This is a genomic window from Streptococcus sp. HSISS3 (assembly GCF_000448605.1).
Classification (GTDB): Bacteria; Bacillota; Bacilli; order Lactobacillales; family Streptococcaceae; genus Streptococcus; species Streptococcus raffinosi.
Genome location: NZ_CM002130.1, coordinates 761339 through 786615 on the forward strand (window position 1 = coordinate 761339; position 25277 = coordinate 786615).

Annotated in this window: 19 protein-coding genes and 2 pseudogenes; 18 read left to right on the top strand and 3 right to left on the bottom strand. The window is 40.2% G+C overall.

Annotated features, from left to right (window positions below; all coding sequences use genetic code 11):
- Positions 1–258 (bottom strand): transposase family protein (locus HSISS3_RS03670; RefSeq protein ID WP_042772059.1); only part of this gene is annotated, 258 nt, incomplete at its 3' end.
- A 254-nt stretch (positions 259–512) separates the two neighbouring features.
- On the opposite strand from HSISS3_RS03670, the gene dapA reads away from it, so the two are divergent.
- The 8 genes and pseudogenes from dapA to HSISS3_RS03710 all read left to right on the top strand — a co-directional run bounded on the left by dapA (position 513) and on the right by HSISS3_RS03710 (position 11845).
- Positions 513–1448, top strand: a complete 936-nt coding sequence (gene dapA / locus HSISS3_RS03675; RefSeq protein WP_008534885.1) for a 4-hydroxy-tetrahydrodipicolinate synthase — start codon at positions 513–515, stop codon at positions 1446–1448.
- Positions 1449–1605: 157 nt separating this feature from the next.
- Positions 1606–2295, top strand: a complete 690-nt coding sequence (gene rnc, locus HSISS3_RS03680) for a ribonuclease III (RefSeq protein ID WP_002887887.1) — start codon at positions 1606–1608, stop codon at positions 2293–2295.
- A gap of 2 nt (positions 2296–2297) precedes the next feature.
- Positions 2298–5831: a chromosome segregation protein SMC gene (gene smc / locus HSISS3_RS03685; protein ID WP_021151740.1), complete on the top strand. Its 3534-nt coding sequence runs from the start codon at positions 2298–2300 to the stop codon at positions 5829–5831.
- A 657-nt stretch (positions 5832–6488) separates the two neighbouring features.
- Positions 6489–7532, top strand: a complete 1044-nt coding sequence (gene pheS, locus HSISS3_RS03690; protein WP_002887885.1) for a phenylalanine--tRNA ligase subunit alpha — start codon at positions 6489–6491, stop codon at positions 7530–7532.
- 16 nt (positions 7533–7548) lie between these two features.
- Positions 7549–8066 (top strand): annotated as a pseudogene (locus HSISS3_RS03695) (N-acetyltransferase).
- A 291-nt stretch (positions 8067–8357) separates the two neighbouring features.
- A pseudogene (pheT, locus tag HSISS3_RS03700) lies at positions 8358–10765 on the top strand (phenylalanine--tRNA ligase subunit beta).
- Positions 10766–10833: 68 nt separating this feature from the next.
- The gene (locus HSISS3_RS03705) at positions 10834–11415 is read left to right on the top strand and encodes a hypothetical protein (protein ID WP_021151745.1); all 582 of its coding nucleotides are present in this window, start codon (positions 10834–10836) and stop codon (positions 11413–11415) included.
- A 91-nt stretch (positions 11416–11506) separates the two neighbouring features.
- The gene (locus HSISS3_RS03710) at positions 11507–11845 is read left to right on the top strand and encodes an ATP cone domain-containing protein (RefSeq protein ID WP_002887879.1); all 339 of its coding nucleotides are present in this window, start codon (positions 11507–11509) and stop codon (positions 11843–11845) included.
- A gap of 41 nt (positions 11846–11886) precedes the next feature.
- Here the strand turns inward: HSISS3_RS03710 and HSISS3_RS03715 are convergent, their stop codons facing one another.
- A complete protein-coding gene (locus HSISS3_RS03715; RefSeq protein ID WP_021151746.1) occupies positions 11887–13152 on the bottom strand; it encodes an aminotransferase-like domain-containing protein in 1266 nt (421 codons plus the stop codon).
- 158 nt (positions 13153–13310) lie between these two features.
- Here HSISS3_RS03715 and HSISS3_RS03720 point away from each other — a divergent pair, with 158 nt between their 5' ends.
- The 6 genes from HSISS3_RS03720 (at position 13311) to HSISS3_RS03745 (ending at position 19217) form a co-directional block, all read left to right on the top strand.
- Positions 13311–13841: a DUF5067 domain-containing protein gene (locus HSISS3_RS03720; RefSeq protein ID WP_021151747.1), complete on the top strand. Its 531-nt coding sequence runs from the start codon at positions 13311–13313 to the stop codon at positions 13839–13841.
- A gap of 139 nt (positions 13842–13980) precedes the next feature.
- Positions 13981–14490, top strand: a complete 510-nt coding sequence (locus tag HSISS3_RS03725) for an ECF transporter S component (RefSeq protein WP_021151748.1) — start codon at positions 13981–13983, stop codon at positions 14488–14490.
- On the top strand, positions 14491–15348 hold the full coding sequence (locus HSISS3_RS03730) for a pyridoxamine kinase (protein WP_021151749.1): 858 nt from the start codon (positions 14491–14493) through the stop codon (positions 15346–15348).
- A complete protein-coding gene (locus HSISS3_RS03735) occupies positions 15338–15868 on the top strand; it encodes an ECF transporter S component (protein ID WP_021151750.1) in 531 nt (176 codons plus the stop codon). The genes HSISS3_RS03730 and HSISS3_RS03735 overlap by 11 nt, the downstream gene beginning before the upstream one ends.
- Positions 15869–16004: 136 nt before the next feature.
- On the top strand, positions 16005–17543 hold the full coding sequence (gene abc-f, locus HSISS3_RS03740) for a ribosomal protection-like ABC-F family protein (RefSeq protein ID WP_021151751.1): 1539 nt from the start codon (positions 16005–16007) through the stop codon (positions 17541–17543).
- Positions 17544–17843: 300 nt separating this feature from the next.
- Positions 17844–19217, top strand: a complete 1374-nt coding sequence (locus HSISS3_RS03745; RefSeq protein ID WP_021151752.1) for a H2O-forming NADH oxidase — start codon at positions 17844–17846, stop codon at positions 19215–19217.
- A gap of 98 nt (positions 19218–19315) precedes the next feature.
- On the opposite strand, the gene HSISS3_RS03750 is transcribed toward HSISS3_RS03745, so the two are convergent.
- Positions 19316–20302: an L-lactate dehydrogenase gene (locus HSISS3_RS03750; RefSeq protein WP_008534867.1), complete on the bottom strand. Its 987-nt coding sequence runs from the start codon at positions 20300–20302 to the stop codon at positions 19316–19318.
- Positions 20303–20522: 220 nt separating this feature from the next.
- Between HSISS3_RS03750 and gyrA the strand changes: the two genes are divergently transcribed.
- The 4 genes from gyrA to HSISS3_RS03770 all read left to right on the top strand — a co-directional run bounded on the left by gyrA (position 20523) and on the right by HSISS3_RS03770 (position 25273).
- Positions 20523–22994 (top strand): DNA gyrase subunit A, encoded by a 2472-nt coding sequence (gene gyrA, locus HSISS3_RS03755; protein ID WP_021151753.1) that lies wholly within the window; start codon positions 20523–20525, stop codon positions 22992–22994.
- Positions 22994–23755: a class A sortase gene (locus HSISS3_RS03760; protein WP_021151754.1), complete on the top strand. Its 762-nt coding sequence runs from the start codon at positions 22994–22996 to the stop codon at positions 23753–23755. Before gyrA ends, HSISS3_RS03760 begins: the two co-directional genes overlap by 1 nt.
- 34 nt (positions 23756–23789) lie before the next feature.
- On the top strand, positions 23790–24191 hold the full coding sequence (locus HSISS3_RS03765; RefSeq protein ID WP_021151755.1) for an SMU1112c/YaeR family gloxylase I-like metalloprotein: 402 nt from the start codon (positions 23790–23792) through the stop codon (positions 24189–24191).
- Between the two features lie 113 nt (positions 24192–24304).
- On the top strand, positions 24305–25273 hold the full coding sequence (locus tag HSISS3_RS03770) for a DUF1002 domain-containing protein (protein ID WP_002887854.1): 969 nt from the start codon (positions 24305–24307) through the stop codon (positions 25271–25273).
- Positions 25274–25277: the final 4 nt, after the last annotated feature.

The window sequence follows — 25277 nt, forward strand, 5'->3', positions numbered from 1 at the left end:
CCTACAACTTTTACACTGGAAACGACGCTTTTTAAGACGTAATAGTGTAGGTGTTCCAGCTTGTTCAAGGAGAGGAATTTTAGAAGGCTTTTGAAAGCCATATTTGATCATCTTTCCTTGGCAGTGAGGACATGGTGGTGCAGGATAATCAAGTATTGCTTGAACCTCAATGTAGGTATCTTTTTCAAAAACAAGAGAAATAATGATGTTTGGGTCTTTAATTCCGATTAATTCTGTGGTACTCTTAATAAGTCTCATAAGTTCTTCCTAATGATGGTTTGGTTGCTTTTCATTATAGTTTCTTATGGGACTTTTTGTCTGCATTCAAAAAGCTCTATAATCTCTATAGTGATTTTACCCACTACAGAAATTATAGAGCCTTTTTTTTGTGAATTGCCATAAATTGGAAACAATGTCACATCATGTTTTCAGCAAATTGTTAACTTAGCTGTCTGTCTGGTCAAAATTATGGTAAAATGGAGTGGATTAGAAAACGGTTGAAGGAGAATATTATGTCAATTGATCAATTAAGAGATGTTAGACTGATCACAGCACTCATTACGCCTTTCCACGAAGATGGCTCTATCAATTACGATGCTCTTCCAGGCTTGATTGAGCACCTTTTGGCTCACCATACGGAAGCCCTTCTATTGGCAGGAACAACGGCTGAAAGTCCAACACTCACTCACGATGAAGAGTTGGAACTTTTTGCAGAGGTTCAAAAAATTGTCAATGGTCGTGTACCACTAATTGCTGGTGTCGGGACCAATGATACACGTGACTCCATTGAGTTTGCTAAAGAAGTTGCTAAATTTGGTGGTTTCGCAGCAGGTTTGGCTATCGTGCCTTACTACAACAAGCCATCACAAGAGGGAATGTACCAACATTTCAAAGCGATTGCGGATGCTTCTGAATTGCCAATTATCATCTACAACATCCCTGGTCGTGTTGTTGTTGAAATGGCTCCAGATACTATGCTTCGTTTAGCTGAACATCCAAATATTATCGGTGTCAAAGAATGTACTAGCCTTGCCAATATGGCCTACCTTATCGAACATAAACCGAAAGACTTCTTGGTTTATACCGGTGAAGATGGTGATGCCTTCCATGCGATGAACCTTGGTGCTAATGGAGTTATCTCAGTAGCTTCTCATACAAATGGTGATGAAATGCATGCCATGCTCGAGGCTATTGAAAATAACGATATCAAGACTGCTGCAGCCATCCAACGCAAATTCATTCCGAAAGTTAATGCTCTCTTCTCAGTATCAAGTCCTGCTCCTGTCAAAGCGGTCCTCAACCATCTTGGTTTCGAAGTTGGTCCACTTCGTTTACCATTGGTAGCATGTACTCCTGAAGAAACTAAGCGTATTATCAAGGTTGTCCTTGAGGAAGATATTGAAACAACACGTAAAACGGTTACAGGTGTCGTTCGTCCAGACTATTAAGAAAGTGGAGTTGAGTATCGTGCTCAACTCTTTTAGTTTAGTGGGACCAAGCAAACAAAATCAGTAGATATGTCTCCTAAAAGCAGTTTTCCATCGTGAAAATCTGCTTTTTTTGATATAATCATAACTAGTATGCTTTAAAAAGAAAGGATGTCCTATGAATCAACTTGAACAAAAACTTGAACAGGATTTTGGTATTGTTTTTAGCCAAAAAGACCTCTTAGAAACGGCATTTACCCACACCTCATATGCCAACGAGCACCGCCTCCTAAACATTTCACATAATGAACGTTTGGAATTTTTAGGAGACGCGGCTCTGCAATTAGTCATTTCCGTTTACCTTTACAATCGCTACCCTAACAAGCCAGAAGGGGAGATGTCTAAGATGCGTAGTACCATTGTTCGTGAAGAGAGTCTGGCTGGCTTTACGAAAGCTTGTGGCTTTGAGCAGTTTATTCGTCTCGGTAAGGGTGAGGAAAAATCTGGTGGTCGTGAACGTGCCACTATTCTCGGTGACCTTTGGGAGGCCTTTCTCGGTGCCCTTTATTTGGACCAAGGATTACCTGCTGTTGAAAAATTCTTGAATAAAGTGATGATTCCTAAAGTCGAAGAAGGCAACTTTGACCGAGTAACGGATTACAAGACGGAACTCCAGGAACGTCTTCAAGTCAATGGTACGGTTGATATTACCTATACCGTTATTGAAGAATCTGGGCCTGCTCATGCTAAGGAATTTACCATGCAGGTAGCTGTTGATGGTAAAGAACTCAGTACAGGTCTCGGAAAATCGAAGAAATTAGCTGAACAGGCGGCTGCCAAGGCCGCCCTTGAACAACTAGGAAATTAAGCATGTATTTGAAATCAATTGAAATGCAGGGCTTTAAATCCTTTGCGGACAAGACGCAGGTCGTCTTTGACAAGGGAGTAACAGCCGTTGTAGGTCCAAATGGATCAGGAAAATCAAATATTACAGAGAGCTTGCGTTGGGCTTTGGGAGAATCATCTGCCAAGAGTTTGCGTGGTGGCAAGATGCCTGACGTTATTTTTGCTGGTACAGAAGTTCGTAAGGCCCTCAACTATGCCGAGGTAGCAGTTACACTTGATAACAGTGATGGCTTTATCGCTGATGCTGGTGAATCTATTCGTGTGGAGCGTCATATTTATCGAAATGGTGACAATGATTACTTGATTGACGGTCGTAAGGTTCGTCTGCGTGATATTCATGACCTTTTCATGGATACTGGTCTTGGACGTGATTCTTTTTCCATTATTTCTCAAGGTCGGGTTGAGGCTATTTTCAATGCCAAGCCAGAGGAACGCCGTGCTATTTTCGAAGAGGCTGCTGGTGTTCTTAAATATAAGACACGTAAGAAAGAGACTGAAAGTAAGCTCAATCAAACTCAGGGGAATCTTGATCGTTTGGAAGACATTATCTTTGAGCTGGTTGGTCAGGTTAAGCCACTTGAAAAACAAGCAGCGACAGCTAAACGTTACTTGGAATTAGATAAAGAGCGTAAACAGACTCAACTTAATCTTTTGGTACACGATATTGAAGTTGGCAAATCAGACTTAACCAAAGCGCAAAAAGACTTGGCAGAAGTCAAAGAAAAATTAGCCAGCTATTATGAAGAACGGCATCGTTTAGAGACTGAGAACCAAGAGCTTAAGCAAAAACGCCATCAAATTTCAGATCAAATTTCTTCTGACCAACAAACCTTAGTGGATGTCACACGTCTCATTAGCGACTTTGAGCGTCAAATTGATCTTTATACTATGGAAAGTCAGCAGCGTTCTGAGAAGAAGGAAGAGACTGAAGCTCGCCTTAGTGAGTTAGAAAGTTTAAAAGAAGAAGCAGAAACTTCTCTTGATAGCGTCAACAAACGTCAATTTGAATTAACTCGTGAGCTGGAAACCATTGCCCAAGATCTGACTACTATTCAAACGGAGTTAGAGCAATTTTCGGAAGATCCAGATACGCTTATTGAACGTTTGCGTGAGGACTATGTTAGTCTGATGCAGGAGGAGGCCAAAGTTTCCAATAGTTTGACTCAGGTGAATCATGACATGGACAGCCAGTCCCAAGCACTGGAGGCTCAAGCTGAAGAATATAAGCAGGCTCAAGCTGATTTGCTTTCCGCTCAGGAAGTGGCTAGCGAAGCCCAAAAAGCTTATCAAGCAGCTCAAGTAAGTCTTCAAGGCCTCTTAGCTACCTACAAAGAAAAGGCTCAGTCTTATCAAGCTATCGACAAGGATTACCAAGAGGCCCAAAAGAAAATGTTTGACCTCATGGATTATCTTAAAAGCAAAGATGCTCGTCGTCAAAGTCTAGAATCTATCCAGAAAAATCATTCTAATTTCTATGCAGGGGTGAAGGCTGTCCTTCAAAATGCCCAATCCATTCAGGGAATTATTGGCGCTGTTAGTGAACACCTGACCTTTGATACTAACTATCAAACGGCGCTTGAAATAGCCCTAGGTGCGAGTGGCCAAAATATTATTGTTGAGGATGAAGCTGCTGCTAAGCGTTCAATTGACTATTTAAAACGCAATCGTCAGGGGCGTGCAACCTTCTTGCCTTTAACGACCATTAAACCACGTCAGCTTAATGGACAGTTTGCTCAAAGTCTTGCCAATGCACCAGGTTTTATAGGTATGGCTTCCGATTTGGTTACCTATGAGGACCGCTTATCTAATATTTTCCAAAACCTCCTAGGGGTTACGGCAATCTTTGATACCATTGACAATGCCAACAAGTCTGCTCGAGCTGTACGTTTCCAAGTGCGCATGGTGACACTTGACGGCTCTGAAATCCGGCCTGGTGGTGCTTTTGCTGGTGGTGCCAATAAACAAAATAACAATCTCTTTATCAAGCCAGAACTGGATGCATTGACTGTTGAAATCAGTCAGATTAAGGCTCAACTGAGTGATAGTGAAGCCAAAGTTGAAGACCTTAAGACCAAACGTAAGAGGCTCCAAAAAGACTTAGAGAATCTCAAGTCAGAAGGGGAAAACGCTCGTCTAGAGGAGCAAAAACTGGACTTGGAGCATCAACAAGCTTTGACAGAAGTAGAGAAAAGTCAAGCATTAGTGGACAGCTTCAAACAGGCTACTCAGGGTTCTGAAGACTCGAATCTTAAGGATAAGGCTGTGCGTCTGAAAGCAGAGTTAACACAAATACAATCAAAACGTGAGGCAATCAACGACCGAATCGAGGCTATCAAGGAAGATAAGGATGCGCTTGGTCAACAAAAACAAGGTCTCTTAGACAAGCAATCTGAACTTCAGCTAAGGGAACGAGACTTACAAGCAGAATTACGCTTTGCCAAGACGGAAACTAATCGACTTCAAGCCGATTTGTCTGAGTTAATGAGGGAATCAGAAAGTCTCTTAGCTCTTCTCAACAACCAAGTTGACCAGAATCAATCTGACCGCTTGCCACATTTGCAAGCGCAGCGTGATGAAGCTGTTCAACGTAAGGATGATTTGGAGCAGTCCCTTGTTCGTGCTAAGATTCAAGTACAAGACTATGAAGGTCAGTTGGAAGACTTGGAGGAACGTTTGACTAAGGCGGGTAATCGCAATGAGGATTTGATTCGTCAACAGACTCGCTTGGAAGAAGGTGAGCGTCAGATTAGCCAATCGCTTCGTAAGTTTGCAACTCAATTGGCTGAAGATTATCAGATGACGCTTGAAGTGGCTAAGGGACAAACGCAAGTTCTTGTAAATGTGGAACAGGTTCGTCAGAACTTACAAGGGCTTGAACGTTCTATTAAGGCTTTGGGGCCAGTCAATCTAGATGCTATTGACCAGTTTGAAGAAGTCAAGCAACGTTTGGACTTCTTGAACGGTCAGAAAGATGATTTGCTTGAAGCCAAGAGTCTCCTGCTTAGTACCATTAATGATATGGATGAAGAAGTGAAATCACGTTTTAAAGCGACCTTTGAGGCTATCCGTGAGAGCTTTAAACAGACTTTCACTCAGATGTTTGGAGGTGGTTCCGCAGATTTGATTTTGACCTCCGACAACCTTCTGGAAGCTGGTGTAGAGATTTCTGTTCAACCTCCAGGTAAGAAAATTCAATCACTTAACCTTATGTCAGGGGGGGAGAAGGCCTTGTCCGCTCTAGCATTGCTCTTTGCCATCATTCGTGTTAAGACGATTCCATTTGTTATCTTGGATGAAGTAGAAGCAGCCCTTGATGAAGCCAATGTAAAACGTTTCGGTGACTACCTCAATCGCTTTGATAAATCCAGTCAGTTTATCGTGGTTACCCACCGTAAGGGAACCATGTCTGCGGCTGATTCAATTTATGGGGTGACTATGCAGGAATCTGGGGTTTCAAAAATCGTTTCCGTCAAATTGAAAGATCTTGATTTAGACTAAAAATAGATTATATTTTCATGAAAGGTAGTTGATAGTTTTATCACTATCTTTTTTTACAGTCTCAAAAAATTTGCTTAGACTATCATAAAAAAATTAGGTTGGCGCTTTCAAAATAACGCAATCGATTGCGCAAAATAGCATCTCTTAGCCTATGATTAGGATTACAGGATTTATGAGAAAAAGGTCGACTTGTCTTTTTTGGGGGCCATGTTACAATAATAACGGGAATGTCATATGGGGATATGGTGTTTTTCAAAGTTAGTTATAGTGTATGTGTTAAGATTTGAGTTTTCTGGACACATGTTAGGCTTCGCATGCACAGGTTAAGAAGTCTTCCGTTGAGAATATCTAGGCTTAAAGGCCTGGATTTTTTTCTCCTCTTGAAAGCTTCCTATTTTTTTGGTAGAATTGATAGTAATTGAATAGAAGTCGTAGAGACTAGTAACCTTATGGAAATTGTCAGGGATTGGGGGCCACGGACTGGAAGCCCCCTCAAGGGAAGTTTGGTGAATTCACTCATGAAAACAACGACTGACGAATCAAGGTCTGGGTAACCGGATAAAAAACGGATGGTACCGCGTGTCAACGCTCCGGGTTGGAGTTTGGCACGTGGTTTTTTGTTTGCGATTCGAAATTGTTATTTAAGAAAGGAATCTCATGGATTTACAAACACAATTGCAAGAGTTGAAGACCTCAACGCAAGCTAAATTGGCTGAAATGCGTGGAGAACACTCTAAAGAATTACAAGAATTGCGTGTGGCAGTTTTAGGTAAAAAAGGGTCTTTGACAGATCTCTTGAAGGGCCTTAAAGACCTTCCAAATGAAGAACGTCCTAAAGTTGGTAAGATGGTCAACGAAGTACGTGACGTTTTGACTGAAGCTTTTGACGAAGCCGCTAAAATTGTTGAAGCCGCTAAAATTCAAGCACAACTTGACTCTGAAAGTCTTGATGTTACCCTTCCAGGACGCCAAGTCAAACTTGGTAACCGTCATATTCTTAGCCAAACAGCTGAAGAAATTGAAGACATTTTCTTGGGTATGGGCTTCCAAGTCGTTGACGGTTTTGAAGTGGAAACAGATTACTACAACTTTGAACGCATGAACTTGCCTAAAGATCACCCAGCGCGTGATATGCAAGATACCTTCTATATTACGGAAGAAATCTTGATGAGAACTCACACAAGTCCTGTACAGGCTCGTACGCTTGATAAACATGATTTTTCTAAGGGTCCGCTTAAAATGATTTCACCAGGACGTGTTTTCCGTCGTGATACAGATGATGCGACTCACAGTCACCAGTTCCACCAAATCGAAGGATTAGTCGTTGGTAAAAATATTTCAATGGGTGACCTTAAAGGAACACTTGAAATGATTATCCAAAAAATGTTTGGTGCAGAGCGTCAAATCCGTCTGCGTCCTTCTTATTTCCCATTCACTGAACCTTCCGTTGAGGTTGACGTGTCATGCTTCAAGTGTGGAGGTAAAGGATGTAACGTATGTAAGAAGACAGGATGGATTGAGATCCTTGGTGCTGGTATGGTTCACCCACAAGTGCTTGAGATGTCAGGTGTTGATTCTGAAGAATACTCAGGTTTCGCTTTCGGTCTTGGTCAAGAACGTATTGCCATGCTCCGTTATGGAATTAACGATATTCGTGGTTTCTACCAAGGAGACGTTCGATTCTCAGAACAATTTAAATAAGGTTTAGGAGGTTGTCATGACAGTTGCCATTCGTAAGGTTCTTCCAGAAGAAGTAGAAGAATTAAAAGTTATTTCGGAAGATACTTTTAGGGAGACATTTGCTCATGATAATACAGAGTCCCAGTTGCAAGCTTACTTTGACACTGCGCTGTCTGAGGAAGTTCTCCTCAATGAAATCACTCACGAAGAATCACGTTATTTTTTATTCTCGTCGATGCTGAAAAGGCAGGTTTTCTAAAGACCAATGTAGGGTCTGCTCAAACAGAGCAGCATTTGGACAATGCCTTTGAAATTCAACGTATCTATATCAGTCAGGCTTTTCAAGGTATGGGCTTAGGAAAGAAGCTCTTTGAATTTGCATTGCAGGAAGCCCGTGATCTAGGTTGTGATTGGGTCTGGTTGGGTGTTTGGGAAAGAAATTTCAAAGCACAGATTTTTTACGATAAATATGGCTTTGAAAAATTTGCAGAACACAATTTTCCGGTCGGTGATGGTAAAGTGGACTGCGATTGGTTACTAAAATTGAAATTATAAACCTATTATTAAGTTGATAGAGAGGAGTTTATAAGGCGATTAAACGTGTCAGTTCGTTTTCCTCTTATGTCAAATGTAGATATTCCTAAATGACAGAAAGGATTTGAATACGACCTCAAAGTTCGAGATTGGTTGTCTTTGAATCTAAATATTTTGTTCCTAATTATAGAGAAAGGATTTGAACCCGCCCTAAGCTCTGGGCAAAAAAGATATAGGCGCCTAGGTGCTGATGCACCAGCGTTGCCTTTCCTATTTTTGCTGAGAGCTCTTAACGGGCTTGGTATCATTATTATGCTAGTTAGTTATAAATGGTTAAAAGAGTTGGTTGATGTGGATGTTACTACTGCCGAACTCGCTGAAAAAATGTCGACGACAGGTATTGAAGTGGAAGGTGTTGAAACACCTGCTGAAGGCTTGTCAAAATTGGTTGTTGGTCATGTCTTGTCATGTGAAGATGTACCTGAAACCCACTTGCACTTGTGTCAAGTAGATACAGGAGATGCTGAAGGTCCACGTCAAATTGTTTGTGGCGCTCCAAATGTCACTGCTGGAATCAAGGTCATTGTTGCCATTCCTGGTGCTCGTATCTCAGACAACTACAAAATTAAAAAGGGAAAATTCGTGGCATGGAGTCTCTCGGGATGATCTGTTCTTTGGCTGAACTTGGTCTTCCAGATAGCATTATTCCTAAAGAATTTGCGGATGGTATCCAAATTTTGCCGGAAGATGCTGTACCTGGAGATAGCATTTTCCCATATCTCGACCTTGATGATGAAATCATCGAATTGTCAATCACACCTAACCGTGCTGATGCCCTTTCTATGCGTGGTGTTGCTCATGAAGTCGCTGCAATCTATGGTAAATCTGTTCACTTCCCAGAAAAAGCGGTCACTGAAGACAGCAAGCCAGCTTCTGATAAGATTTCAGTAGCTATCGAAAGCGATAAAGTGGCTACTTATGCTAGCCGTGTGGTTGAAAATGTCACTGTCCAACCAAGTCCACAATGGTTGCAAAATCTTCTCATGAATGCTGGTATCCGTCCAATCAACAACGTGGTGGACGTGACAAACTATGTTCTTCTCTACTTTGGACAACCTATGCACGCCTTCGATTTGGACAAATTTGAAGAATCACGTATCGTTGCCCGTGATGCTCGTGATGGTGAAAAATTGGTCACTCTTGATGGTGAAGAACGTGAATTGACTGCTGAAGATATTGTTATCACGGTAGCTGATAAACCGGTAGCTCTTGCAGGTGTTATGGGTGGCGCTTCAACTGAAATTGACAACAATTCTAAAAACGTTGTTCTCGAAGCTGCTGTTTTTGATGGCAAATCTGTTCGTAAGACAAGCAGCCGTCTTAACCTTCGTTCAGAATCGTCATCACGCTTTGAAAAAGGTGTTAATAACGATACTGTCCTTGAAGCCCTTGATTTTGCAGCAGCTATGTTGCAAGAATTGGCAAATGGTACTGTTCTTGCAGGCCGTGTTCAAGCAGGTTCAGTGGACACAGAACCAGTTCAAGTTTCTACAAGTCTTGACTATGTAAATGTTCGTCTTGGAACTGAATTGACCTTCGCAGATATCGAAGATGTCTTTGCCAAACTTGGCTTTGGTCTTTCAGGTGATGCTGAAAAATTCACAGTATCTGTACCACGTCGCCGTTGGGACATTGCAATCCAAGCTGACTTGGTCGAAGAAATTGCCCGTATTTATGGTTATGAAAAATTGCCTACAACACTCCCAGAAGCAGCAGGTACAGCTGGTGAATTAACGAAAACACAAGCTCTACGCCGTAAGATTCGTACCATTGCTGAAGGAGCCGGTCTGACTGAGATTATCTCATATGCTTTGACAACACCTGAAAAAGCTGTTGAATTTGCAGTGACACCAAGTAACTTGACTGAGTTGATGTGGCCAATGACTGTTGATCGCTCAGCTCTCCGTCAAAACATGGTTTCTGGTATGCTTGATACCGTTGCTTACAATGTTAACCGTAAGAATAGCAACGTAGCTATCTACGAAATCGGTAAAGTCTTTGAGCAAAAAGGTAATCCAAAAGAAGATTTGCCAAACGAAATCAATACCTTCGCCTTTGCCATTTCTGGTCTTGTTGCGGAAAAAGATTTCCAAACCAAAGCAACGCCAGTTGATTTCTTCTATGCCAAAGGTATCGTGGAAGCTCTCTTTGATAAGCTTGAGCTTACTGTTGACTATGTAGCGACAAAAGACCTAGCAAGTATGCACCCAGGTCGTACAGCAACCATTGTACTTGATGGTCAAACCATTGGTTTCCTTGGTCAAGTCCACCCGCAAACCGCTAAAAACTACGGTATTCCAGAAACTTATGTAGCTGAAATTAATCTCAACGCTGTAGAAGCTGCCTTGCAACCAGATCAACCATTTGTTGAAATCACAAAATTCCCTGCAGTATCACGTGATATCGCCCTTCTTCTCAAGGCAGAAATCACTCATCAAGAAGTTCTTGATGCTATTAACTCAGCAGGTGTAAAACGCTTGGTTGCCGTTAAACTCTTTGACGTTTATGGAGGTGAAAAACTTGGTGCAGGAATGAAATCAATGGCTTATAGCCTTACCTTCCAAAATCCAAATGACAACCTTACAGACGAAGAAGTTGCCAAATACATGGAAAAAATTACTAAAGCTCTCACTGAAAAAGTTAAAGCAGAAGTACGTTAATAGCTAGAAAATCCATCTGAGAAGATGGATTTTTAAGTGATTAGACGATATTACATAAAGGAGATAATTTGTTTTTAGAGTTCTTTGACGGGGTATGGGGACATTACACCTTTGAATCTGATAAAGTCAATATACTTATTGATGGCTTACCCAGTTTTGCTTATCCCTTGGGGCAATTAACATTTTTAGTGTTAGTCTATGGGTTACTTGTTCATCAGTATGTTAAGAAGTTTTTAATCATGTCACCTCAAGATATCTGGGCTTGGCATAAAGAAAAATTTTGTCAAAGTAAATTATCTTTCATTGTCATCCCGATAGTTTATTTGTTTATTTTCGGAATGACCTATGTTTTGGTTGAGGATGTTTTAGCTACCGTCACTATTTACAAAGATTATGGAGGACCCATAGCTAAAACCATTGATGGCAAAGTTGAACAAATAGATATTAGTCATGTTGGCTCAAAAACGAGTAGTGCTAGAATTAATGCTCACTTTGTGAGCTCTGACGGGCAGACTTATGACATTCACCTGATAAACGGTGATAAAAGAATCGCTAATTATATGCGACACCATGAGTCAGATTCCTATACTGCAACACTTTCCTTTGATAGACATGGCAAGCCACTCTATATTTCTAAATTCTGGGAGTAGGCAGTTAGAAAAGGTCTTTCAGTGATTTGCACTTGACAAATATGTAAATTCTCTGCATAATAAAAGAAAAAAACTTGAAAAGAGGGTAGCCATGCAAATTATTAAACGTAATGGTCAAGTTGCTGAATTTGATCCTGATAAAATCTACCAAGCCATCTTAAAAGCAGCCCAGACTGTGTATGTTATTGATGATGCTTGGCGCCAAAACCTAGCTCAAGTAACTCGTAAAGTAGTGCTTGATCTTCAAGACGCCCAAGTGGAACGCCCAACCATTAACATGATTCAGTCATTGGTTGAAAATCGTCTTATGGAAGCTGGTTTTATCAATATTGCTGAACATTACATTTCATATCGCTTACAACGTGATTTGGAGCGTAACGGTTATGGAGACAAGGTGATTGTCCATCTTCGCTTTGAACAGACTAAATAAACAAAAGCCATCATTTGATGGCTTTTTGTGTGTACTAGTTTTCAGTCTATGGTTTGCAAAAGTTTTAAAAAAGTTTTCAATTCTTTTTCGTGACCTATTTGCAGAAAGGTATCAGATGTAGGGCTAATAAAGGAAGACTCTAAGAAACGCATCTGTGTTTGAGCTTTAAATTTTTCTAAAGAAAGCCCTTTAGGAAGCTGCCAAGTGATATGTCTAGGAGAAATTTGGTAGGGTAAAGTCACATTAGCTCGTTCAATGGTTTCTTGACTTCTAGCCATGGTTTCTTGAAAAAGATCACGCAGTTTTTTTATATTTTTTTGGAACATGCCATTATCTAGGTAGACTGAGAGGGCCTTTTGCATAATAAGATTGGTATCATAGTCAATAAGTCCTTTGTGAGCCAAAAAGGTAGCTCTGAGATTTTGTGGTAGGACAACACTCCCCAAACGTAACCCGGGGAAAAGTGCCATGGAAAATGATTTGATATAAATAATGCGGTCATGGGTATCATAGTAGTGAATCGGAAGATTTTTACTGTCACTAAAGTCCCCCATATAGTCATCCTCAACGATATAAACATTATACTGACTGGCTAGTTGAGCTAGCTTTTCCTTTTCTTTGGCAGTATAGCTCAAACCTAGAGGATTGGAATAACGGCTAATGGTATAGAAGAACTTAATTTGGCCAGATTTAAAGTACTTTTCAAGGAGGTCAAGATCTAATCCATCAAATCCACGGTTTATGGTTTCATAGGTCAATTTTTGACGGTTAACCAGTTGGTTCATACGGTGGTAGGTAGGCTGTTCCAATAGAATTTTATGACCACCATTGCCAAAATCCATCTGTGAGAGGATGTAAAGGGCTTGCTGACTTCCTGAAGTGATGACAATCTGATCCGTATTCACATAAATATCATCAGCTGCTAGTCGATTTTTTAACGCTTCAACCAGTTCTTTGAGTCCAGCCTGTTCATGGTAGTAATTGAAGAGATAGTCTTGATGGCCAGCCAAACTTTCATCTAGGCAAAGGTGAAAGTCTTCGTAGGCCAACTGATTATAGTCATTAAGATTGAGAAGGACTTTGTCACTTGAATCGGAGCGTCCCTCAAGAACATAGTAGCCACTTTTGGGGACAGCGTAAATATAGTTTTGATATCTAAGCTCCAAGAGGGCTCTTTGGGCAGTATCCTTACTACAGGAGTAAGACTGGCTAAGTTGACGAATGGAAGGTAACTTGCTCCCTTTTTCCAAACTACCATTTTGGATATCGTTCTTAATGCTTTCTAAAATATCTTGATAAATACTCATAACTGACCCCTTACAGATTTTTCCTTATTGTACCTTAGATATAGGCTTTAGGCAAGGTTACTGGGAAAATTTGACAAGATTATTAGATTTTGACATAATAAAAAGGCTGTAAGGAAATATTAACTCCCCTTCAAAACAAGTTTAAGGAGATTATAAAAATGACTTTTAAGAAAATTCTAGGCCTTGTTGCCTTGGCCTGTTTGACCATCATTGGCTTGTCGGCTTGTTCGACAGAAAAGGAGCCTACATGGACTTACGATAAAAACAAATTGTTATTTACTGGCCAAGATGCTAGTGTACAAGTTCTTTCTGCCAAGAAAATCGAATCACCTGAAGGACAAAAGGCTGTCCGTGTACACTATAAACTTAGCAACACAAGTAAAGAAACCATGAATGCCTACACTCTATTGATGAAGGTAGTTCTTGATGTTAAACAAGAAGATAAGGAAGTGAAGGTCGCTACAATGGTCTTTTCTCAAGATGATGACAGAGATAAGATTGCTAATAAGACCGAGATTGCTCCTAAGGAAGTCAAAGAGATTGTGGTTGACTATACCGTTGCTGACTTTGATCATGACTTGACCATTGATTTCTCAGACTATGGTACGGAGGCAAATGCAACGGCTAAGGTATCATTACGAAATCTAGAAAAAGCACCAGTCAAATACTTCGATAAAAAAGATAAATAAAATGAGTCATCACACGCTTGTGTGGTGATTTTTTGATGAATGAAATTCTGTACCCGTACAGTTTCTAAAAAGCCCTCTTGTAAAATCGTCAGAATTTTCATAAACTTGAATTATATTTATTAATCAAGGAGTTTTAGGTATGTCAACAAAACGCTTAACCCTTTCGGCTTTTTTTATGGCACTTGTCATTATTTTGAGCTCGAGTCTCTTATCTATTCCCGTCCCAGGAGGTCATTTCTATTTTAACGGTATCGTTATTTTTTTGGTTGGTTTGATTTTTCCTCCGACGGAAGCTGTCATTATAGCAGGGGTGGGTTCCTTTATTGGTGACTTGCTCTTTTACCCTCTTCCAATGTGGGTGACCTTAGTGACACATAGCCTACAAGTCCTTGCTATTGCACTTATAGTTGGCAGACGTTTAGGCAAATTGTCTAAATCAAGAGCCATTTTAGGTCTTTTGCTTGGAGCTCTCATTGATTTGGTGGGTTACGGATTGGGCCGTGCCTTTGTCTATGGTACGCCAGCAGTTGCAATCATGAAACTTCCTTTTGATATTGTGGCAGCCATAATCGGTCTTGGACTAGCCTATTACATTTATTTCCATACGGGCTTTGTTAAACAATTTAAAAAAGTTTGGGAAGGAAACTAGATGACGACTCTTATAGTTGCTAATGATTTGGTTGGTTTGGGCAAGGTCGCCTTAACCAGTAGTCTCCCCATCATGTCGTCCTGTCAGATAGAAGTCCTTCCTTTGCCTACGGTTCTTTTGTCCTCACATACCGGCGAGTTTGAACATATCTATCTACGAGATCTTAAAGAAGACATGAAAGGTTTTTGCCAACAGTGGGAGCAGTTGGACTTTAAAGTGGATGGCTTGGTTAGTGGTTATTTCAAGTCAAGAGAGGAGCTAGATTTAGTTGCTCAATTGGCTGAAGAGAAGCAAATCCCTTTATTTGTCGATCCCATAATGGGAGATAATGGCCAGCTCTATAAGGGATTTGACAAGACTTATGTGGAAGCTATGAGAAACTTTTGTCAGCAGGCGGATGTGATTATCCCTAATATGACAGAAGCCTCCCTTTTGACTGGGTCCCCATATTTGGAAAGAGACACCTATGATAAAGCTACTATCGAAAAGCTTTTAAGAGATTTAGGCAAACTTGGCCCCAAAAAGGTCTTTTTGACCGGAGTCTCACTAGAGGAAGGAAAAATTGGATTAGCTTATTTTGATAAAGAAAATGAGCAAACGACCTACCTCATGCGCCCTAGTTATTCGACACATTTTTATGGGAGTGGTGACATCTTAACTGCTATCTTATCGTCAGGGTATTTTCACCACTTGGATTTGCTTGAAGTCTGTAACTTGGCCTTGAATTTCATGGATAGGGTTCTTTTATCGACCATGTCCAGTGGTCGTCCTGTAAAATATGGACTCTGCTTTGAATCCCACATAGGCTATTTATTTAATGGATTTGAAAAATTATTGGAGGAAACAAATGGTAAATAATAAAATGCGTGAATTGGTCGAACTCAGTTTGTATGCAGCTTTAATTATTGTGAGTGTGCAGTTTATTCGTATTCCTTTTGGACCTCAATTTGTCCATTTGGGAAATGCCCTAGTTGTGATTGCTGTTTTGATTTTTGGTTCAAAAAAAGGTGCCCTTGTAGCAACAGTAGGATTAGGACTGTTTGATATTCTCAATGGTTATGCTGCCGAGGTTTGGATAACGATTTTAGAATCTCTGATTGTCTGTTATGTCCTTCATCTCGTTTTTGAGAAAGCCCTCAAATCAAATGACAAAATGAGCTATATTATCCTCATTGGGGTGATAGCTGCAGTGACGAAAATCATTCTTAATTTTGTCAAATATACGATTATAAACACTGCCGTTGCATCTCTACCTTTAAAAGCTGCAATGTTGGCTTCAGTGGTTAAGATTGGTGGTACTTTTGGGACATCAGTTGTTACAATCATTGCGGTTCCCCTTTTATATCCTGTCTTCAAACGCATTTTGAAAAAAGACTAAAGATTGAGCAGGCTTGTCCTGCTTTTTCTTTGCTTTTTGGATGATTTATGGTCCAAATTTACCTTAAAAATGGTAGAATGGTTAAGTTAATGTCAAGAAAGGAAGGGACTAAATCTTGGTTTAGTCCATAGGTCATATGTCTATTTTAGAAGTCAAAAATCTTAGTCACGGATTTGGTGACCGTGCTATTTTTGAAAATGTCTCTTTTCGTTTGCTTAAAGGAGAACATATTGGTTTAGTTGGTGCTAATGGTGAAGGAAAATCAACCTTCATGTCTATCGTTACTGGGAAATTGCAACCTGATGAAGGTAAGGTGGAATGGTCTAAGTATGTGACAGCGGGTTATTTGGATCAGCATGCTGTCCTTGAGAAGGGAATGACCGTTCGTGATGTTCTTCGGACGGCTTTTGATGAACTCTTTAAAACCGAGGAACGCATCAATGAAATTTACATGTCTATGGCTGAAGAAGGAGCTGACGTTGATGCTCTAATGGAAGAAGTAGGTGAGCTTCAAGATCGCTTGGAAACTCGTGATTTCTATACTCTAGATGCTAAGATAGATGAGGTTGCTCGTGCCCTTGGTGTCATGGATTTTGGTATGGATACAGATGTAACGGACCTTTCAGGTGGTCAACGTACCAAGATTCTCTTGGCTAAGTTATTGCTTGAAAAACCAGATATCTTGCTTCTTGATGAGCCAACCAACTATTTGGATGCAGAACATATTGCCTGGCTTAAACGCTATCTTCAAGAATATGAAAATGCCTTTGTCCTCATTTCTCACGATATTCCATTCTTGAACGACGTGATTAACATTGTCTACCATGTTGAAAATCAGGACTTGGTTCGTTATGCAGGCGATTATGACAATTTCCAATCCGTTTATGCTATGAAAAAAGCTCAATTAGAAGCTGCCTACGAACGTCAGCAAAAGGAAATTGCAGACCTGCAAGATTTTGTTAACCGGAACAAGGCGCGTGTTGCAACTCGAAACATGGCCATGTCTCGTCAGAAGAAATTGGATAAGATGGATATTATTGAGTTGCAGGCAGAGAAACCTAAACCTGAATTTCATTTCAAGGAAAGTCGTACACCTGGTCGCTTTATTTTCCAAACCAAAGATCTCGTTATTGGTTACGACCGTCCTTTGACAAAGGCACCTTTGAACCTTACTTTTGAACGTAATCAAAAGGTAGCTATTGACGGTGCCAATGGTATTGGTAAGACTACCTTGCTTAAGAGTTTGCTTGGTATCATCCAACCACTTGAAGGGGAAGTTGAGACAGGTGACTTCATTGACCTAGGTTATTTCGAGCAAGAAGCAGAAGGATCACGTCAGACGCCCCTTGAAGCTGTTTGGGACGCTTTCCCAGCCTTAAATCAAGCTGAGGTTCGTGCGGCTCTAGCCAAATGTGGGTTAACGTCTAAGCATATCGAAAGCCAAATTCAAGTGCTTTCAGGGGGAGAGCAGGCTAAAGTTCGCTTCTGTCTCCTGATGAATCGTGAAAATAATGTCCTTATTCTGGACGAACCAACCAACCACTTGGATGTTGATGCTAAGGAAGAACTAAAACGCGCTCTTCAAGCTTTCAAAGGTAGTATTCTTATGGTTTGTCACGAACCTGATTTTTATGAAGGTTGGACAGATGTTTGGGATTTCAATGAATTAGTCTAATTAAAATAGAGTGGTGACATCTTCTTCTAGGGAGGTAAGTGTCACTCACTCTTTTTTTGCATTTTTAAGAGCAAAGTACTGATTGCTAATTGTGAGTATTCCCGAGGTCATATTAGGGATACTATCTGTCATCACAATGCGGTTTTTAGCATGATTTGACACAATCAATTAGGAATATAGAGCAAAAATACTTAATTTGTTCAAAAAGTAACAAAGTCTGAGCATAAAAGGTGTAACCGTTTTCTGAATATGGTAGAATATTATAGTAAAACTATTATCAAAAGAAAGTTGGATAAACTTATGTCAAAAATCGTAGTTGTTGGCGCTAACCACGCTGGTACTTTTAGTATCAATACTATTCTCGATAATTACGGAGACCAAAATGAAGTTGTTGTTTTCGACCAAAACTCAAACATTTCATTCTTGGGTTGTGGTATGGCTCTTTGGATTGGTAATCAAATTTCTGGTTCGGATGGCCTTTTCTATGCCAACAAAGAAGGACTTGAAAGCAAGGGTGCTAAGGTTTATATGAACTCACCAGTTGAGTCTATTGACTTTGATGGTAAAACCGTTACAGCTCTTGTTGATGGAAAAGAACATGTTGAATCATATGACAAATTGATTTTGGCTACTGGTTCACAACCAATTTTGCCTCCAATCGAAGGTGCTGAAATTAAAGAAGGTAGCCGTACTTTCGAAGCTACTCTTGAAAACCTTCAATTCGTTAAACTTTTCCAAAATGCTCAAGAAGTTATCGATAAGTTGAACGACAAATCACAAGATATCAAACGTGTAGCAGTTGTTGGTGCTGGTTACATTGGTGTTGAATTGGCTGAAGCTTTCCAACGTCACGGTAAAGAAGTCATTCTTATTGATGTTGTTGACACTTGTTTGGCAGGTTATTATGACCATGACTTGACTGATCTTATGGCTAAAAACATGGAAAACCATGGTATTAAATTGGCATTTGGTGAAACTGTTAAGGCAGTTGAAGGTGACACTAAAGTTGAACGTATCGTCACTGATAAAAATACTTATGATGTCGACATGGTCGTTCTTGCCGTTGGTTTCCGTCCTAACACAGCTCTTGGTGCTGGTAAGTTGGAAACATTCCGTAATGGCGCTTACCTTGTTAATAAGAAACAAGAAACATCAGTTAAGGACGTTTACGCAGTTGGTGACTGTGCTACCGTTTATGACAATGCCCTTGATGATGTCAACTACATTGCCTTGGCTTCAAATGCTGTTCGTTCAGGTATCGTTGGTGGTCATAATGCCGGTGGTGGCGATGTCGAATCAAATGGTGTTCAAGGATCAAATGGTATTTCAATCTATGGCTTGAACATGGTATCTACTGGTTTGACTGAAGAAAAAGCAAAACGTTTTGGCTTCAATCCTGCAGTAGTAGCTTCAACAGATCTTCAAAAAGCTGCCTTTATGGAAGATGGAAATGAAGAAGTCACAATCAAGATTGTTTATGACAAAGATACACGTAAAGTTCTTGGTGCTCAAATGGTGTCACGTATGGATATCTCAATGGGTATCCACATGTTCTCATTGGCAATTCAAGAAGGTGTCACTATTGATCGTCTTCAATTACTTGATTTGTTCTTCTTGCCACACTTTAACCAACCACTTAGCTATATTGCTAAAGCAGCTATCTCAGCTAAATAATATGAAACAGCTAATTCATTTGAATTGGCTGTTTTTGTCTCTTTAATCTACTAAAAAAGCCTCCTTTCGGAGACTTTTTCTAGTTAACTAATGTTACATTAGTTTTTTGAAGCTTCTTGGAAGTCTGGGTTTTTCCATGCTTCATCAATGATAGCTTGCAATTCATCAGCTGAAGCTTTCATCTTTTGTTGTTCAGCATCGTTCAATGGGATGTTAACTGGACGTACAATACCGTGTGCACCAACGATAGCAGGTTGACCGATATAAACGTTGCTTACACCATATTGACCTTCTTGGAATACAGACAATGGAAGTACTGCATTTTCATCGTCAAGGATAGCTTTAGTGATACGAGCAAGGGCCACTGCGATACCATAGTATGTAGCACCTTTTTTGTTGATGATTGTGTAAGCTGCATCACGAACACCTTCGAACAATTCAACCAATTCAGCTTCTTGAACGTTTTCTTTGTCTTTAAGGAATTCTTCAAGGTTTACACCAGCGATGTTAGCGTGTGACCAAACGGCAAATTCTGAGTCACCGTGTTCACCCATGATGTAGGCGTGAACTGAACGTGCGTCAACGTCAAGTTTTTCAGCAAGTGCTTGACGGAAACGAGCTGAGTCAAGTGAAGTACCTGAACCTACAACGCGTTCTTTAGGGAATCCTGAGAATTTCCATGTTGCGTAAGTCAATACGTCAACTGGGTTAGCGGCTACAAGGAAGATTCCTTTGAATCCTGATTCAACAACTTGTGTAACGATTGATTTGTTGATGGCAAGGTTTTTACCAACAAGATCAAGACGAGTTTCACCTGGTTTTTGAGGAGCACCAGCAGTGATAACTACAAGGTCAGCATCCGCACAGTCTTCGTATTTAGCTGCATAGATTTTTTTAGGTGAAGTGAATGCAAGGGCGTGACTAAGGTCAAGTGCATCACCAACAGCTTTTTCGAACAATTGTGGAATTTCAATGATACCAAGTTCTTGAGCGATACCTTGGTTTACAAGTGCGAAAGCGTAAGATGAACCTACGGCACCGTCACCAACAAGGATGACTTTTTTGTGTTGTTTAGTTGCAGTCATGGTCTAAACATCTCCTTAATTTTTTATTGGGTTACCCCGTACAATGCTTATTCTACCACTTTAAGCGACAGATGTCACGAGATATTAAGTAAATATTGAATGAAAGCGTTTTATGAGACTGAAAAATAAAGCGTTTTATGGTATAATAATATAGAAATTTTCTATGCTCTTTTATTAGAGTTTGGAATGATTTGAATGAAAGAAAAGAGGCATTTTAAAGGTGCAAGATAATAATTTAATTGACGTTAAATTGACATCTGAAATGAAAACGAGTTTTATCGATTACGCCATGAGTGTAATCGTTGCTCGTGCTTTGCCAGATGTTCGTGATGGTTTAAAACCAGTACAACGTCGTATCCTTTATGGAATGAATGAGCTTGGGGTGACACCTGATAAGCCACATAAAAAATCAGCTCGTATCACTGGGGATGTCATGGGTAAATATCACCCACATGGTGACTCATCTATCTATGAGGCTATGGTTCGTATGGCCCAATGGTGGAGCTACCGTTACATGTTGGTTGATGGTCACGGTAACTTTGGTTCTATGGATGGTGACGGAGCCGCCGCTCAGCGTTATACTGAGGCGCGTATGTCAAAATTCGCCTTGGAAATGCTCCGTGATCTCAACAAAAATACTGTTGATTTTCAAGATAACTACGATGGTTCGGAACGTGAGCCAATTGTTCTGCCATCACGTATTCCTAATTTACTTGTTAATGGCGCAACAGGGATTGCCGTTGGTATGGCGACCAATATCCCACCGCACAATCTGTCTGAGACAATTGATGCTGTCAAATTGATGATGGACAATCCTGAGGTCACAACACGTGAGTTGATGGAAGTTCTCCCTGGTCCTGATTTTCCAACGGGTGGTCTGGTCATGGGGAAAACCGGTATTCACCGTGCCTATGAGACTGGTAAGGGCTCTATTGTTCTTCGTTCGCGTACTGAAATTGAAACAACTAAATCAGGTCGTGAGCGTATTGTTGTCACTGAGTTTCCTTACATGGTCAATAAGACCAAGGTTCATGAGCATATTGTTCGTTTGGCCCAAGAAAAACGTGTTGAAGGAATTACAGCAGTCCGTGACGAGTCTTCTCGTGAAGGCGTACGCTTTGTCATCGAAGTGCGTCGTGATGCCTCTGCCAATGTTATATTGAATAACCTGTTCAAATTAACGCAACTTCAGACTAACTTCAGCTTCAACATGTTGGCCATTGAAAAGGGTGTTCCAAAAATCCTTTCACTACGTCAAATCTTGGCGGATTATATTGCCCACCAAAAAGAAGTTGTGGTTCGTCGCACACAGTTTGACAAGGATAAGGCTGAGGCACGTGCCCATATTTTAGAAGGTTTGTTAATTGCACTCGATCACTTGGATGAAGTGATTGCAATTATTCGTAACAGTCAAACGGATTCGGAAGCTCAAGCTGAGTTGATGGCTCGTTTCGAACTTACCGAACGTCAAAGTCAAGCGATTCTTGATATGCGTTTGCGTCGTTTGACCGGTTTGGAACGTGATAAGATTCAAAACGAATATAATGATCTGTTAGCCTTGATTGCAGACTTGGCCGATATCTTGGCGAAACCTGGACGTGTTATTGCCATTATCAAAGAAGAATTGGATGAGAGCAAGCGAAAATTCGGAGATGCTCGTCGTACCGAACTTATGGTCGGTGAAGTTGTCTCACTTGAAGATGAAGACCTCATCGAAGAAGAAGATGTGGTTATTACGCTTTCAAACAAAGGCTATATTAAACGTTTGGCTCAAGATGAGTTCCGCTCACAAAAACGTGGTGGACGTGGGGTCCAAGGTACTGGTGTTAATGACGATGACTTTGTTCGTGATATCGTTTCAACAAGTACTCATGATCATCTTTACTTTATGACTAATAAAGGGCGTGTATACCGTCTTAAGGGCTATGAAATCCCTGAATATGGTCGTACAGCCAAAGGATTACCAATTGTCAACCTCTTGAAGTTAGACGAGGGTGAGACTATTCAAACGGTGATTAATGCTAAGAGTGATGAAGCTTCTGAAAATAATCACCTAGTCTTTGTAACTCGTCAAGGTTTGGTTAAACGAACTAAGGAAGCCGAGTTCAAAAACATTCGCCAAAATGGTTTGATTGCCTTAAAACTTAGAGAAGGTGATGAACTCATCAATGTCTTCTTGACTACAGGAAATGAAGAAATTATCATTGGTACCAAGTTTGGATACAGTGTACGCTTCAAGGAAAATACGATTCGAAGCATGAGTCGTATGGCTGCTGGTGTTAAAGGAGTGACTCTTCGTGATGGCGACCAAGTCGTTGGTGCTGCCGCCATTACGGACGACCAAGAAGTATTGATTATCTCTGAAAAAGGTTATGGTAAGCGTACTTCAGCCACTGAATACCCAACTAAGGGTCGTGGCGGTAAAGGTATCAAAACGGCTAATATCACTGATAAGAACGGTCATTTAGCTGGTATTGCTACCGTTTCTGGTAACGAGGACATCATGGTCATGACTGATACAGGTGTTATCATTCGTACAGCAGTTGACAATATTTCCCAAACTGGACGTGCCACTCAAGGGGTTAAGGTCATGCGTTTGGATAATTCTGCTCGAATTGTAACTTTTGCTTTGGTTGAACCAGAAGAAGTTGTGAAAGCTCCCGAGGCCGACCAAGAAAGTGGTGATAACTGATGAGCAGAGATAAGAAAAATAAGACAACTAAAAAGCGTCATAAATGGCTTGAAATCCTTCGTTGGGTCTTGATTGTTGTTCTTTTGGTTGTTGGTCTAGCGCTATTTTTCAATAAGTCCATCCGCAACACTGTGATTGCCTGGAATACCAATAAATATCAAGTTAGTAATGTTTCTAAAAAGACAATTGAGAAAAACAAAGAAGCTAAGACTAGCTTTGACTTTGAAAATGTTCAATCAATCAGTACTGGATCCGTTTTGCAAGCGCAAATGGATGCTCAAAAGCTTCCGGTTATTGGTGGTATTGCCATTCCTGAGGTCGGTATCAATCTCCCTATTTTCAAAGGTCTTGGAAATACAGAGTTGACTTACGGTGCAGGAACCATGAAGGAAACTCAAGTCATGGGTGGGGAAAACAATTATGCTTTGGCTAGTCACCATGTTTTTGGTATTGCAGGTGCTTCTGATATGCTTTTTTCACCTCTTGATAGGGCTAAGAAAGGCATGAAGATTTATCTTACGGATAAAAATAAAGTCTACACTTATGTCATTAGTGAGGTTACAGTTGTTCAACCAACTGAAGTAGCGGTGGTTGATGATACACCTGGTAAGTCAGAAGTTACTCTTGTGACTTGTACAGATGCTGAAGCAACTCAGCGTACAATTGTCAAAGGAGTTTTGAAAACTCAAGTAGAATATGATAAGGCTAATTCAGATATTATTGATGCCTTTAACAAATCATATAACCAATTTCAAAGTTGAGAAAAGGCCGTAAGGCCTTTTCTAAGGAGGAAAAATGTTTTTAAATACGGTACACCATGTTGCCATCATAGTTTCTGATTATGAGCTCTCTCGAGATTTTTATGTCAATAAACTTGGTTTTGAAATCATTAGGGAAAATCATCGTCCCGAGCGTCATGATTATAAGTTAGACTTACGTTGTGGGGCCATAGAGCTTGAAATCTTTGGCAATAAAACGAATGATCCGGCCTATGTGGAGCCACCTCAACGTCCATCCTATCCTGAAGCTTGTGGCTTACGTCATTTAGCATTCAAGGTTTCTCATATAGAGGAAGTTGTAAAAGACTTAGAAGAAAAAGGTATCTCTTGCCAACCTATTCGAAGGGATACGTTTACTGGCGAAAAGATGACTTTTTTTGAAGATCCTGATGGTCTTCCTTTGGAGTTGCATGAGTAGTTTTTTTGACCTTATTTTTTCAAGTCATGGTATAATTGATTCACGTCTGGCCCTTTTGTCAGTCGTCCTTTAGGAGATTATGGATACTAATCTATTTTCGAAAGGAAAAACACATGAAATTGAAAAAACTTTTTATTACTGGGGCTGCTCTGTTAGCTTCAGTGACCACCTTTGCTTCAGCTGCTCAAGCAGCCACATCGTCAGACGTTCAAAAGGTTATTGATGAATCTTATGTTCAGCCTGACTATGTCATGGGGTATTCTTTGTCAGAAGACCAACGCAACCAGACCTTGAATTTGTTGGGTTATGATAGCAATAAAGATACCAATGTTAAGACGCTAACGACATCAGCATATGCAAAAATCATGAATGTTGCAGACGATTCTAGTTTACAGTTATATTCTTCGGTTAAAATAGCAAAGCTAGGTGCTAAAGAAACCTTGACTGTTGATATTGTAACGCCACAAAATATCACGAAAGTTACATCGGATATGTATCGTAATGCCGCAACGACACTTGGTATTGAACATGCTAAGATTACAGTAGCAGCACCGATTGCCGTTACTGGTGAAAGTGCCTTGGCTGGTATTTATTATTCCCTTGAGCAAAATGGAGCCAAAGTTTCAGATGAAAGCAAGGAGCTTGCCCAAGAGGAACTTAAAACCCTTTCTCAAATCAATGAGGAAAATTCTGGTAAGAGTAACTATGATGCTGATAAGCTTAATGTAGCCATGACTGATATCAAATCTGCAGTTGCAGATAAAGGCGACAAGTTGACTGAAGATCAAGCTAAAACAATTGTTCAGCAAACCATCAATAACTACAACTTGAATCTTTCTGATAATCAAATCAATCTTTTGGTTAATTTTGCTTTGAATTTATCTAAGTCCTCAATCATCGATAGTGCTAGTTTTAAGTCAAGCTTGAGTTCACTGAAAGATTCTATCGTTTCTAAAGCTGGAAATACCTTCTCTGGCATCAACTTAAAATTTGATGCTAACAAGACACTTGAAAATAGTAAAAATATTTTTGCGCAAATCTGGCAAGCTATCGTAGATTTCTTTACTGGACTTTTTAAATAGTGAA

Bases quoted from the DNA above. Each gene is read 5' to 3' on its own strand.
- dapA (WP_008534885.1), top strand. From the start codon at position 513: ATGTCAATTGATCAATTAAGAGATGTTAGACTGATCACAGCACTCATT.
- rnc (WP_002887887.1), top strand. From the start codon at position 1,606: ATGAATCAACTTGAACAAAAACTTGAACAGGATTTTGGTATTGTTTTT.
- smc (WP_021151740.1), top strand. From the start codon at position 2,298: ATGTATTTGAAATCAATTGAAATGCAGGGCTTTAAATCCTTTGCGGAC.
- pheS (WP_002887885.1), top strand. From the start codon at position 6,489: ATGGATTTACAAACACAATTGCAAGAGTTGAAGACCTCAACGCAAGCT.
- HSISS3_RS03710 (WP_002887879.1), top strand. From the start codon at position 11,507: ATGCAAATTATTAAACGTAATGGTCAAGTTGCTGAATTTGATCCTGAT.
- HSISS3_RS03715 (WP_021151746.1), bottom strand. From the start codon at position 13,152: ATGAGTATTTATCAAGATATTTTAGAAAGCATTAAGAACGATATCCAA.
- HSISS3_RS03720 (WP_021151747.1), top strand. From the start codon at position 13,311: ATGACTTTTAAGAAAATTCTAGGCCTTGTTGCCTTGGCCTGTTTGACC.
- HSISS3_RS03725 (WP_021151748.1), top strand. From the start codon at position 13,981: ATGTCAACAAAACGCTTAACCCTTTCGGCTTTTTTTATGGCACTTGTC.
- HSISS3_RS03730 (WP_021151749.1), top strand. From the start codon at position 14,491: ATGACGACTCTTATAGTTGCTAATGATTTGGTTGGTTTGGGCAAGGTC.
- HSISS3_RS03735 (WP_021151750.1), top strand. From the start codon at position 15,338: ATGGTAAATAATAAAATGCGTGAATTGGTCGAACTCAGTTTGTATGCA.
- abc-f (WP_021151751.1), top strand. From the start codon at position 16,005: ATGTCTATTTTAGAAGTCAAAAATCTTAGTCACGGATTTGGTGACCGT.
- HSISS3_RS03745 (WP_021151752.1), top strand. From the start codon at position 17,844: ATGTCAAAAATCGTAGTTGTTGGCGCTAACCACGCTGGTACTTTTAGT.
- HSISS3_RS03750 (WP_008534867.1), bottom strand. From the start codon at position 20,302: ATGACTGCAACTAAACAACACAAAAAAGTCATCCTTGTTGGTGACGGT.
- HSISS3_RS03760 (WP_021151754.1), top strand. From the start codon at position 22,994: ATGAGCAGAGATAAGAAAAATAAGACAACTAAAAAGCGTCATAAATGG.
- HSISS3_RS03765 (WP_021151755.1), top strand. From the start codon at position 23,790: ATGTTTTTAAATACGGTACACCATGTTGCCATCATAGTTTCTGATTAT.
- HSISS3_RS03770 (WP_002887854.1), top strand. From the start codon at position 24,305: ATGAAATTGAAAAAACTTTTTATTACTGGGGCTGCTCTGTTAGCTTCA.